This is a genomic window from Lunatimonas salinarum (genome assembly GCF_017811155.1).
GTDB classification, from domain to species: domain Bacteria; phylum Bacteroidota; class Bacteroidia; order Cytophagales; family Cyclobacteriaceae; genus Lunatimonas; species Lunatimonas salinarum.
Map to the genome: position 1 here is coordinate 1 of NZ_JACVCV010000034.1, position 11890 is coordinate 11890.

At 43.4% G+C, this 11890-nt stretch carries 16 protein-coding genes and 1 pseudogene; 2 read left to right on the top strand and 15 right to left on the bottom strand.

What is annotated here, in order from left to right:
• Positions 1-47: 47 nt before the first annotated feature.
• Positions 48-452 carry a hypothetical protein gene (locus IAQ59_RS21210; protein WP_209332865.1) on the bottom strand — a complete coding sequence of 135 codons (405 nt, stop codon included), beginning with the start codon at positions 450-452 and terminating at the stop codon, positions 48-50.
• Between the two features lie 170 nt (positions 453-622).
• Here IAQ59_RS21210 and IAQ59_RS21215 point away from each other — a divergent pair, with 170 nt between their 5' ends.
• Positions 623-832, top strand: coding sequence for a hypothetical protein (locus IAQ59_RS21215; RefSeq protein ID WP_209332866.1), 210 nt, complete (start codon positions 623-625; stop codon positions 830-832).
• Between the two features lie 33 nt (positions 833-865).
• Here IAQ59_RS21215 and IAQ59_RS21220 read toward each other — a convergent pair whose 3' ends face one another.
• The 5 genes and pseudogenes from IAQ59_RS21220 to IAQ59_RS22450 all read right to left on the bottom strand — a co-directional run bounded on the left by IAQ59_RS21220 (position 866) and on the right by IAQ59_RS22450 (position 3935).
• Complete coding sequence (locus IAQ59_RS21220) at positions 866-1282, bottom strand: hypothetical protein (RefSeq protein WP_209332867.1); 417 nt, start codon at positions 1280-1282, stop codon at positions 866-868.
• Between the two features lie 7 nt (positions 1283-1289).
• Positions 1290-2303 carry a hypothetical protein gene (locus IAQ59_RS22435; protein WP_245189771.1) on the bottom strand — a complete coding sequence of 338 codons (1014 nt, stop codon included), beginning with the start codon at positions 2301-2303 and terminating at the stop codon, positions 1290-1292.
• A gap of 39 nt (positions 2304-2342) precedes the next feature.
• Positions 2343-2444, bottom strand: a pseudogene (locus tag IAQ59_RS22640) (RHS repeat-associated core domain-containing protein); the annotation flags it as partial.
• Positions 2420-2755 (bottom strand): hypothetical protein, encoded by a 336-nt coding sequence (locus IAQ59_RS22445; RefSeq protein WP_245189767.1) that lies wholly within the window; start codon positions 2753-2755, stop codon positions 2420-2422. The pseudogene IAQ59_RS22640 and the gene IAQ59_RS22445, both read right to left, overlap by 25 nt.
• Positions 2724-3935, bottom strand: coding sequence for a hypothetical protein (locus IAQ59_RS22450; RefSeq protein WP_245189768.1), 1212 nt, complete (start codon positions 3933-3935; stop codon positions 2724-2726). The genes IAQ59_RS22445 and IAQ59_RS22450 overlap by 32 nt, the downstream gene beginning before the upstream one ends.
• On the opposite strand from IAQ59_RS22450, the gene IAQ59_RS21230 reads away from it, so the two are divergent.
• On the top strand, positions 3886-4341 hold the full coding sequence (locus tag IAQ59_RS21230; protein ID WP_245189769.1) for a helix-turn-helix domain-containing protein: 456 nt from the start codon (positions 3886-3888) through the stop codon (positions 4339-4341). The two genes, IAQ59_RS22450 and IAQ59_RS21230, sit on opposite strands and share 50 nt — an antisense overlap.
• A 546-nt stretch (positions 4342-4887) precedes the next feature.
• On the opposite strand, the gene IAQ59_RS21235 is transcribed toward IAQ59_RS21230, so the two are convergent.
• From IAQ59_RS21235 to IAQ59_RS21275, 9 genes are all read right to left on the bottom strand, one after another.
• Complete coding sequence (locus IAQ59_RS21235; protein ID WP_209332869.1) at positions 4888-5637, bottom strand: hypothetical protein; 750 nt, start codon at positions 5635-5637, stop codon at positions 4888-4890.
• A gap of 3 nt (positions 5638-5640) precedes the next feature.
• Positions 5641-6921 (bottom strand): RHS repeat-associated core domain-containing protein, encoded by a 1281-nt coding sequence (locus tag IAQ59_RS22455; protein ID WP_245189770.1) that lies wholly within the window; start codon positions 6919-6921, stop codon positions 5641-5643.
• Positions 6922-7167: 246 nt separating this feature from the next.
• Positions 7168-7677 carry a hypothetical protein gene (locus IAQ59_RS21245; protein ID WP_209332870.1) on the bottom strand — a complete coding sequence of 170 codons (510 nt, stop codon included), beginning with the start codon at positions 7675-7677 and terminating at the stop codon, positions 7168-7170.
• On the bottom strand, positions 7674-8183 hold the full coding sequence (locus IAQ59_RS21250; protein ID WP_209332871.1) for a hypothetical protein: 510 nt from the start codon (positions 8181-8183) through the stop codon (positions 7674-7676). The genes IAQ59_RS21245 and IAQ59_RS21250 overlap by 4 nt, the downstream gene beginning before the upstream one ends.
• Positions 8184-8429: 246 nt before the next feature.
• Positions 8430-8975, bottom strand: a complete 546-nt coding sequence (locus IAQ59_RS21255) for an REP-associated tyrosine transposase (protein ID WP_209332872.1) — start codon at positions 8973-8975, stop codon at positions 8430-8432.
• 192 nt (positions 8976-9167) lie between these two features.
• The gene (locus IAQ59_RS21260; RefSeq protein WP_209332873.1) at positions 9168-9698 is read right to left on the bottom strand and encodes a hypothetical protein; all 531 of its coding nucleotides are present in this window, start codon (positions 9696-9698) and stop codon (positions 9168-9170) included.
• A gap of 78 nt (positions 9699-9776) precedes the next feature.
• Positions 9777-10418: a hypothetical protein gene (locus tag IAQ59_RS21265; protein ID WP_209332874.1), complete on the bottom strand. Its 642-nt coding sequence runs from the start codon at positions 10416-10418 to the stop codon at positions 9777-9779.
• A 68-nt stretch (positions 10419-10486) separates the two neighbouring features.
• Positions 10487-10870, bottom strand: a complete 384-nt coding sequence (locus IAQ59_RS21270) for a hypothetical protein (RefSeq protein ID WP_209332875.1) — start codon at positions 10868-10870, stop codon at positions 10487-10489.
• A gap of 44 nt (positions 10871-10914) precedes the next feature.
• Entirely contained in the window at positions 10915-11679 is a 765-nt protein-coding gene (locus IAQ59_RS21275) for a hypothetical protein (RefSeq protein ID WP_209332876.1), read from the bottom strand.
• Positions 11680-11890 lie beyond the last annotated feature (211 nt).

Genomic DNA, 11890 nt, shown 5'->3' on the forward strand with positions numbered 1-11890 from the left:
GCATTATAATGCAATATCAAAAAAAATAAAGTCCGATTAATAGGGGGCTAGACCAGCTCGGGAGATCTTAAAATTTCAGGTGGGGGCGGAACAAGATAGGCAATATCGTGTGCTCCATGAGGAAAAGTAAAACTTTTGGATCCACTGCATGCATCCGCAATGAAAACGCCTTCCTCGTAATCCATACTATAAAATAGCCAAGTACTTCCCATTTCAGGAATAATTACATTTTGATCAATGATTCCGGTTAAAGTATCAGGGTATGTCCCTTTGTATACTTCCAAAACTCTGACCTTGAATTTAGTTTCCGAAACTTCATATACATCTGCCAAAAATACCCCATCTGCCTCTTGGTATATTTCATATTTAGACAGTCTGATACAATCGCTGGCATTGCTATATGACGCAAAAAGCAGCGTAGCAACCAATATTAATAAACTGTTCCCTCTCATTTTTTAAAGTGTGGATGATATCTGTGAATTACGTCCATACACTTGGTAGGCATCCCTCCGTAGTTTCCTGCCCTTGTCCAGGTAAGCCACATTGCTTGTGCTGTGTGGGTTCTAAATGCAAAGGTAGTTGAACTCCAATATTTACTGTCAATCGAAGCAAAATAGGCATTATGGTGATTATTGGCTTTATCGCTGTGTTTTTTGACCCCGTGGCCATAGCTTCCAAAGGCAAAGGAAAATCCTGCGGGGCAAGGGAAATCACCTTCGTAAAGATCGTTAATGAAATGGTCTATCTCGTTTCCATCTACGACAAAGGACAGCTCGACTACCTGACCAAAGACCAGATCATCGAGCTGCTTAAAAAGGCTGGATTGCTTTGATAAGGACCCTTGACTACAATAGAGGCTTTATGTCTATCCATCTTCCTTACATAGTCTCAATTTTTCTAAGAAAATTTTGAAAAAACCAGAATCTGTCGAGGGTTGGATATATTTTTCAATTAGTTCATCCCTTTTTTTTACAGTAGTTTTTTTATAAGAAAGTCCATTTATGTCAATTAGTGATCTGTTGGTAATCATAAGGGTATCTACCCTTTTACGTAGAGAATATTCTGGATCAAAGTTCCTAATTATTTTATCTCCTTCAACTTCATATGTAAATACTTCATCAGTAAATAAATGAGGTCCAGAGTAAGAGTAACCTACATTACAACCTAGTAGAAGTATATGGTTAAAGTCCTTTTCTTTAAGATAGTAGGCAACCACAGATTCACTTTGAGAGTAGCAACGATTCAATATCAGTACCAAGGTTAAAATCAGCGAGTATTTCATTATTATTTTAAGGAAATTGTTGCCAGTATGTGATTCGCGACAGATTGTAAGCTCGTTGGATGCCTAAATTGTAGACAGCTCTATGAGCACTTATTTCAAATCTTCCAATGAAGCCCATGTTTGTTTTAGCTGCATTTCGAAAATGGGTTGCTTTACCAGCTTTGAGATCAATAACATGTTGACCTTCATGGAGAACATTAGCTCTAATCTTTTTTAATGACATTAACCTACCTAACCCAAATGTAACTTCAGAATCTACTCCTTGTGGATAGGATATAGCTGCTCTTGCTAATGAAATGGGTTGACCTGTGTTTGGATCTAACGGTACAGTTGTACCATAGGCATCTGCCAAATCTGCAAACTTTATATTTTTGGCTCCATTAGCTTGTAAATTATACTGCTCCGCATAATGTGAGAATGCTTGGTGCCTTCCTGATCTAGTTAGAGTTCCGAATAAAAGACTCCTATCAAATTGAGACTGGCTAGCGGCAATCCCACCATAAATCCCACCACTAATAGCTCCGGATAAGGCTCCTTGCTTAAATCCATCACCAAAGTTTCCTCCTGTTAACTCTGCTGTAATTCCACCAGCAACTCCTCCTCCCAAAGCTCCTAAACCAGCTCCAGGTAATACGCCTGTCCCTCCGATTGAAGGAACCAGACCTCCGACAGCTCCACCTATTGCTCCATTAAGAAGATTCTGTCCCAGGCTACCGCCATAAAATGCAGTGCTTAATCCACCACTTGTTAATCCACCAGCAACACCGCCTGCTACTGTTGCCCCAAAGCCTGCCGATACTGTTCCCGATGCAATACCTGTAAAAGACGCTCCTGCTAATCCTGCTGTTACCCCAATTGCTGCCGTACCTGCTGCTGCACCTATCAATGCCCCTTTCCAAAAGCCATTAAAAAATGAACCTCCGTTATTAGCAGATGCAATACCCTGTGAAGTTCCCCCTACTACTGCTCCAATAATAATCGGCACAAACCAGGCCAGCTCCCCATCCGGATCCACCATCATCACCGGATTATTCCCCATGGCCAGGTATGGGCTGGCAAACTGGTTCTGCGGATCCACCCCAAACCATCTCCCCAATGCCGCATCGTATTGACGTGCATGAAAGTCATACCAGCCCGTCAGCTCATCGTACCCCCTCTGCAACCCGGCCCCTCGCTAAAACAGTCCACCGGACTGTTTCTTAACGCTCGGTCCTCCTGAAATAGTTCTTTCGTTTCCTTCTCTCCAGCCCGAACAAAATTACGGGCTATAAGTCCGTAAGGATAGTGATCCGTCTGCTGGACAATATAACTTTCAAGAGTAAGAATGGAGAAATCATCGAAGTAGGCTTCTCCTCCTTCGGTTCCATCATTGGAGAGATAAATATAGAAATATCCCGACTCTTCCGCTACTACCTCCTGATATAATCGTTCATGCTCCCTGTTAGACCCATCCTCGTAGGCTGCCTCGGTCATCTGGGTATAGCCTCCTCCCGTTAGCTATCGGGATGTAGTTCATCTCCTTATCGAAGAAGAGATAGTTCAGGTAGGCGGGTGGGGCTTCGTTGTTTTGCTGTTTTCCGGTCAGTAGGTCCGCAAGGCTGCTATTTTCTGTTGCCACCCGTTGAGCCTGGGGGATGATGCCTCCGTCTATTCCCATACCGCCTGAACTGCCTCCGGCAAGAGCCATTGCAATGGCCATTAGTGCGGGATCGGTTTTTTTGTTCCCAAGATCCAGGTATTTCGCAAATACTTCCATACGTACGGTATCGCCCGGAAGTACCGCCACGGATCTCGATGGCCCGGTCTCCCCATTGGTAAGACGCAAGGCATAGCCAGTTTCCGATGTGCCGGTATGGTCAAAAAGCGAGGAGGCGATATGGGGTGCTTCCCCATAGTCCATAAACTGCATGGATTCTGTCTCCAGGTTGTCCGGCTCAAAGGTGGCCGATACGGTGAAGTGGGCGGGGTCTTCCTGCAGGACCACCCGGGTATTGCCTAGATGGTCGGTAAGGTAATATTGGTAGCGGTTTCCCGCATCCGCCAGTACCCTACCGTACTCGTGGCGGATTTCCTTCAAGGTCGTACCTTCGAATACCAGTTCGCCGACATACTGATGGGTACGGTTGGGGAATCCGTTCGTGCCGGTATAGGTAACCGTCATCAGACCGCCTCCCGCACTGTAGGTGTACTTGATATTGTTAGTGCCAAAGTTGATCTGGGCAGGCAGGTCCTGCCTGGTATAGGTGATTTCCGTAATCCCCTTGTTTTTATCCTCTTTCAGGTAGCCGTTGTCGTTGTAGCTGTAATCCGTGCCGGTATTCCCGTCGTTGAATCCGCCCGCTTTGTGTGCCGCCGGGGCTGCATCGGCCACGGCCGTCAGCTGGTTGCCGGTGTAGGTGTAGGTCAGCTGGTCCATCTGTACGACCGTACCGCCATTGTCGCGGTTTCTTCTCAGTGCGGTAATATTCCCGTTGGCACTGTAGCTTATATGGCTCTCGTTAAAGTTGCCGTCGCTATTCCAGGTGGATCCGGTCAGCCGCTTTGCAATATTGAACGAACAAATGTTTACCCTTCTCGCCGGACATGCTGGATCGTCCCAGGTAATGATAGGAAAGTACGAGCGCGGCGACAACTCGCCCTCCATAGAGGCCATCGTCAAGCTGGTCAAGGCCTCCTTCGGCGTCTCTGTCGACTATCTCCTGGGCGAGGGCGTGAATGCGGCCTATGACATGGAGATGGTTGGGCGGCTGGACGAACTGGAAAGCCTGCCCGCAGAGGAAAAACAGCGCATCTACCATTACATGGACAGTCATCAGGGACTACAGGACAAAAAAAACATACACCCACTAAAAACAAAAAGCCCCGGAGCGCTCCGGGGCATCGATGTTGCACCCTTAAGGGACAAAGAAAGTCCTATCCGGAATTCTTACCCATCTCTGATAGGGATATATTATCAGATTTATTCGATAACGATGTTAGGGCAATTAAACGTATCTTTTCTGTATCTAAATCCATCCATATACCCTTCCTGTTCAAGAGTTTTAGTACCCAACCTGTAGTTCATAATCGGTTTGTCGGAGAGTCTTCTAAAGGTGTACTTTTTCCCCTTCTCCACACTTTCAAACTCATCCTCGGACTTGAAAACGATATCCATTTGGTCCACGCTTTCCTGCTCACAGTCTAGATCGTCTTCCTGTATTGAAACATGGATTTTACCTGAACAAACAATGTATTTTCCCACATTGTAATCCAATACATCTCCGTCTAAATGATAAGCATAATCATTTACCTCTGCAAAATGTAATTCTACATATAAACCATCTTCATGACACGAGGCCCAGCTTCCAATGAGCAGTTTCTTGGACCCGTTATAATCGCCTCCTTGGGGAACGCATTTTAAGAACCCCAATAAAATTGAAAGAAAAAACAAATTACTTACTATACCAAATATAATCTCTTGCTCTCAGCCAATCGCCATAACCATGTCGATTGTAGTGAACCCCACCAATTCTACGAAATTCCAAACACGCTGAATTATCGAACATCTCAATCCAGTATGGCCTTCCCGTGTCAGCATTTCCAACTCGCACTGAGCTGGCTTACGGTTAAAAGTCTCTTGTTTTATTTTTCAAAACCATGGGATAAAATATTTCGATAATGACAACCATTCTGACCAACGGATCATTCAATTTCTCTTTATTGTTTAAAAAACTCTCAATAAACAATACAGGATTCTCTACATCGTTTAGTTTGGCCATTATATATTCCCGTACAAAAGGATCCTGACCATTTGATTTGGCAAGCGCATATAAATATGCTCCATCTTTATTGAAGGACATCATCAAGTTCAAGTTCGGGAAATCTTCAATAATCGAATCCGTTTCAGTTTTACCCAAGCCATCATCTTCATCAAATGTAAACAAATCTTCGAAATCCTCATTCGGCTCTGTTGAATCTACAGTTATAGGATATAATCCTTCGATATTTATCAATTTCCCGATGTCATAAGACCCTTCATAAATCTCTCCAAAATAGCGATAAATTTCTATTCGCATTCCCGACTTCTCCATTTCCGTCACTGATTTTTCTCCTTGAAGATTTTGAAGGTGCTGTTCGAATTCAATGCTCTCTTCAATTAACGCCTCTAGGTAATCATTAATCTTTTGGATTGACCTACTATCTTCGCCAACACTGTCCCCTATGAATAAATCAAACGTTCTCATCAGGTTCTTCAATGATTGAGCCTTTTCCTTTCCAAGTATTGTATAAAAACAATCTAACTGGGAATCAGAACGTGATTGTCCTTTACATCCGAACACTAAATAAAAACACAATATAAATAACAACAATCTCATAATTTACCTATTTATGAAACTGGAAGCTTTCAACCACATCTCATAGGAATGTTTGTGATAATGTATCCAACCTATCTGGTGTGCAGCCCAATATTTGGAATTATCATAAAGTGTAAGTCGGTGGGCAACTCTATGATCAACATCTCCAATATTAAAAGATCTAGAATCCAATCGAATATTGAAGTCTTTATGGCTATACATATATATTTTCCCAATCTTTTCTCCACTCAGGTCACCCCATCCTCCTTTTCCCACTGTAATGGTCGAATAATCAAACAAATCCTGTATTCTAAACCCATCCGGAAATTGTTCATTCAACCAAGGAACTTTGCCACGATTGTACAACCGTGCCACCCTAAACCCCTCAACTACACCCTTATATGGATTTTCGCTCAAATCAATCGGAATCCAACCGTTTTTCTGAATCCTACGCAGCAAAGCGCGATCTTTCAGCCCTTCCACTCCCGCATGCGCCGCATGGTTCAACCCAGCCACAGTCGCCCCGACTGCTGCTCCTCTCCAAAAATCTCCTCCGGACATTTTTGATGCAACCCCTCCCGCCAGGGCTGACCCCCCAATTTGACCAAACGGACCAGCATTATGCAATGCCGATCCCGTTAATGAACCGAAGGCCCCTGCTGCATACATTGAAAGTGAAGGACTTTGACCAAAGGCGGTCCCAACCATCAAATTCGCTTGTCCATGAAGCATTGCCCTTCCTACTTCATTAAGTACCTTTCCTCCAAAAGAGCCGGCGGTTCCCCCAAATCCTCCAACAGCTGATCCTATTCCGGCGGTTGCTGCGCCGGATACTGCTCCTATAGCAAGGGATTTGCCAAACTGCCCCCAGTTCCAGTTTTCAAACCCACCTTTACTAAAGCCTACACTGGCTGTATATCCTGCCCCAGCTAGGGCTGCGCCGATTGCAATGGCCAAAAATGCTATTTCCCCATCCGGATCCACCATCATCACCGGATTATTCCCCATGGCCAGGTATGGGCTGGCAAACTGGTTTTGGGGGTCTACACCAAACCACCTTCCCAATGCCGCATCGTATTGACGTGCATGAAAGTCATACCACCCCGTCAGCTCATCGTAGGTCTTGCCTTGGAACAGCTCCTTGGTTTCCTTCTCCCCAGCCCGAACAAATTTACGGGCTATCAGTCCATACGGATAATAATCCGTTTGCTGTACGATATAGCTTTCAAGGGTAAGGATTGTAAAATCGTCAAACCTGCGCTGACCAAAGTCAGGGGAACGCTTCGCCACCTTCCGTGCCATCATTGGATAAGTAAATATAGAAATATCCGGGCTCTTCAGCTTGACCCCGCAGCCCGGTCCCTCGATAAAACAGTACATCGAGCTGTTTCTTCATGCTCGATCCACTTGGAAAAGACCTTTCGAGACTTTTAACGGACACCGGTACAGTTCGAGATGAGATCACAAAATGTGGACAAAGTCGGAAGTCATTGTATTAGGGTGTGGAGCTGCATTATGTTAAAACGTATTGACAGTCAATTCAATCAAGAATTATTCTAATTTAACGAGAAACCGATTGTTCAACAATTCCTTGACATAAAGCATGTTCATTTCTTCATCGGCATATTTCCTAATACTTGCCATTTCGGAAAAATTGGTATAATCTTTTGTTTTAACCAAGTAAATTTGATCCAAATACATTTCAATAAAATATTTATTAGCAATTTTTCTTTTGTTACTGTTAAAACTTAATTCTAGTGTGTCTCCGACAGTTTTCCAATTTCCCGTTCCAGCAACTTTTAATTTATAAGTGTCCCATGCAAATCTCTTCTTAAAGAAAAACTTAAAAACATTTTGACCCTCTTTTATGTCTAATTCAATTCTGCAAGTATTATCCTCAAATGTACCTACAAGATTCCGAGTGCTTTTTTCATTGTAAGATGTGCTACTACAACTATCGATATATCCTCCAAAATCCTTTTCCAGAATCCGCATTATCATCTGGCATGTACTCGGATACGAAATTAACATTAAAATGGCAAATATGCAGATTTTCATCATCTACCAAATAAAATTTTATATGTTCTATAAACTGCTTCTTTCTCAAAAGGTCCCATAAAATAATGTGCTGACGTGTGGGATTTCATAAAACTCCTCCAAGCAAATTTATTGGTTTTATTTCCTACAAGTGGCGAACCCATTAATCTTTGCTGCATAATATGGGTTCCTTCATGCAATATTGCCGCATTCCTAGGAGCTGCGAATAAAGATAAATCAGCTCTTGCTTTAGCTTTCATCCAGTCTTCTGACCAAAAGTCTGGATGTTCTCGGGAAAACAAGCTTACGTTCCCAGCTCCTCCAAATTTACCCAATTCAGTATCTGAATTAAGAAAAATTGCACCTCCTTTTGCAGTACCTACATTTCCACTTACTTTTCTCGATACATACCCAGAAATACCATCTTTTGCCTGAAATACAGGACTCATACTTGTCTTATCGAAAAACAAATCCGCCTTTCCTGATATTACGTCTCCAACCCCCCTTCCGTGGTGGTATAATGTGTACATGTTGTCAAGATGGTCTAATGGGTTAAGGGAAAATTTACCATCCCTAAACGGTATTGTTAGAGGGCCTATTCCTACATTAAAAGACCGATCCCATCGGTTTCCGCTAACCAAATTACCAGCTATTGAACTTACCGTAGTGGATGCCGCCTGGAAACCTAAGGAGGTTAAGCCTGCTCCCCCAGCTGGGTGTAGTTTGCAACTACACCCTTCTATTATTTTCCAATTTGCAATTGGAAATGGACGGAATTACCAATAATCGACCTCTATCAAACCTTCTAACCCAGCATAATTCCTTGCGCTCGAACACATATAGTCTTCAGGTTTTTCCACTATTCCTGCCCTTACCGGATTCTCATGAATATAGTGCATTCTACTTTCAATCATTTCAGTTCGATAAAGTTCAATCGCATGGTTTTCATGTGTCCAAAATTGCATTTCACCGGCTCTTTTGTTTAATTTGGCATGATAAGCAAAAATCATCTTCAACCATTCCTTTCTGCTTTCCTGTGGGTTTTCCAGTATCATTTTGAGCAATTTCTTGCTTGTAAACTTCTTAAAATCGCGTACCCAGTCTGATAATTTCCCATCTTTTTGTTGAACAACTAAGTGAAGATGATTGGTCATAATAACATAACCAAACAAAAAAAGCCCCTTCTCCTTTCTACAATAAGTCAGATTCTCCAAGATAAAATCCCTATACGTTTTTCTTGAAAACACATCTGCCCATCCCACGACTTGGAACGTGAAGAAATAGGGCATTTCCTGATCTCTAATCTGATAAGCCTCTCCCATTGCTAAAAATAGTTTATCCGCATAGAAATCGCAAATGAAATAAAGGACTGTTATTTGTTAACGAATGTTTGGTTAGCATGCCTTTTCAAAACTAAGCCAGACCGAGTTCTAAATTGCGAACTTTTGTTTACTAAGACGTTCTTTAGTAGGCCATTGCAAATGGCATAAAAGGGATTTCGACTACAAAGGAGTTTAGCAATAGAAGGGTGTAGAGGATTCTACACCCAGTCGGGGGCTCTCGTTAAAGTTGCCGTCGCTATTCCATGTGGATCCGGTCTTTTGCCTGTAGATGGATCCGGTGAGCCGCTTTGGGGTGTCGTAGGTGTAGTTGTACGCCCTTTCCGGTTCGGTGCCGTAGTGTTTCCATTGGTTGGAGGTAATGATCCCGTCCAGCCTGGGGCTGTTTGCTGTACCGCTGGCTTTGTGGTAATCCAGCTTCTGCCGGAACACGGGGTCGCCGTTTGAATAGGTGTAGAGGATCTCGTCGGTCCACCCTTGGATCGTGGACTTCAGGCCGGTCTTATACAGCCAGGTATTGCCGTTGTTCCGGCTGTGGTGGATGATGTCCGTAGCCTCGCCCAGCTCATTGTACTGGAAGTGGCCGAGCATCACCTCGGCGTTGCCATTGATCTTGTGGTAAACCTTTAGCGGCCGTCCGGTATGGTCGTAGGTAAACCTTCTTTCCACCCGTGTGGTGCCTCCGGCGTACGTGTAGGTATTCACCGTCTTTTGTACTTCGCCCGAGAAAGCATATTGGGTAGATGTCTTTACGGTACCCGTCAGCTGATTGGTAGAGATGGTCTATATGGGCTGGTAATAGGTATCATAATAGGTCACGCTGTTGATCCACTCGGTACTGTTGCCCTGCCTCCGTGATTTGGATCCCGTGGCGAGGCCTTTCACGGCCATATTCTGCTGCTGAAGGGTAAAATACCCCGACTCGGCGGCAAAGGCATACAGGCCATTGGAGTTTCCCGTACCGGAGGCCCAGCTGTTATGGTTCATGAAGGTGTAATCGTCATAGTAGGTGATCGAAAGGATGCCCGCATCCACCGCGGTGGTAGGGTAGGAGGAGCCAATGGTATACCCCAAGGCCGAGTTATTCCTTGTTTCAAACCTGGATGCCGTAGAAGCGGCCACCTGCGTCCTGAGCGTGGCCAATGCCGTCCCGTTGGCTATGGTTCCTGTGATTACGGGCCTGTTGTGGATATCGTATTTGACATAGGACCATTCCGGTGTAGCTTTTGCGCGTTGTTCCCCGTCCTGGGTCAGGACCGGACGGTCCCATTTGTCGTAGATGGTGTATACCCATCCCGCCCCCGGTGCTTTGGTGCCTGTTTGCCTGCCAAACTCATCGTAGGCATATTGGAAATGCCACAGGTTCACAAAGTCCTGTGAGGGGGTGTAGAGGATTCTATACCAGTTTGATTTAAAGTCTAACATAGTGCCTCGTCCAATCGTTGATTTTTTTACAACTATTACATTGAAAAATTAATTCCATAGCAAAAATCTCACTCCTCCAGACAGCCATAATCCAAGATAATGATACCGTTCCAATCATTTCTAATTATCTCTACTGACAAGGTATTGGGTTTCTTTCGTATTGAATCTCCCACTTGAACCGAACTGTAAAAACCGCTTATTTCATTTTGTAGCACCATCTTTACATCTCTTTGTCCTTGATCTATCAACAATGTTGGCATGTAGTGATTTTGGGCATCATCAAACTTTCTTATTATGATCCCGTCAAAAGTTTCAGATTTCATGTTGTTACTCCATCTACATTCATTTGATTGGATTTTACGATCCTCTCTTGGTAATATTGATATAATCGCTATAATTAGTAAAATTAATAACGTACCTTTTACTTTGATCTCTATATCTTTTGCAATCATAAGCCATCCATTTTTAGTTTGATATATTGAGAATTTTCACTGGTTCAAATGTCCATGTGTAAGTTGAGGCATCTGTCCTTGATACGTCTACCTACTGAATGTGAACTAGACCTAAATAATAGTGGGTTTAACGAATTTTGATTGGTTAAAAAACCATCTCCTCCAAAAGTATAGGAGTATAATAAAGCTCCAATTGAAATCTTTGATCCGGGCCCTTGTAAAGCGTTTGCATTTATTCTTTCAGATGAAATTGATCTAATCATTCCCGCTTCGATATAACCTGATATATCGATTCCTTGTAAGTATTTTACAGTGAAAAAAGCTCTAGTATTTGTTCCGTCTTCAATTCCTCCATATTCAATACCCAATCCAAACCCTAGAGAAAAATTAAAGCCTATTGATACGGTTTTAAGTGAATTTCCTCCAACGCTATAAAATGTTGACATTACACCCGGTGTAGTGGTTTTGAACAACTTATTATTCATAAGTACATAGTCTCGGATATCCATCGGTGAATCTACCCAATAGCCTAGCCTTCCATTTCTCTCTTCATATGGATCCCCCCGCTTTCCATCTCCATCGATATTGTAAAATTTACCTCCATATTCAATTGCTCCACTTGCCAACCCATCTTTGTACATTTGGCTCCCTCCCCACATGGACCAATTTGAATTCCCAATTCCATCCGACCAGTGATGTCCCGAACCCGGGTTAGATCTGGTAAATTTGGGCATAAGGTCAAACGGATTCTGGGAATTGTTTGACGCATAGGTATTCCCCGTACCCCACATTCCTGCATCATCCCCCATCAATCCCAACGGGTCACTGTAGCGTACCGAGTTGTTAAACCCAAAGTGGTAGGAGCTTAGGCCCGGCACCATGGCTGCCAAGGGGATAAATATACACATATCCCGGGTCTGATATCGTCATCGGGCCGACATTTAGGTAAATCGGACGCTGCCTTTCTGATCTACTTAAAGCTGGAATTTATCAGGTTATATTTTTAGCTAAATATTCTAA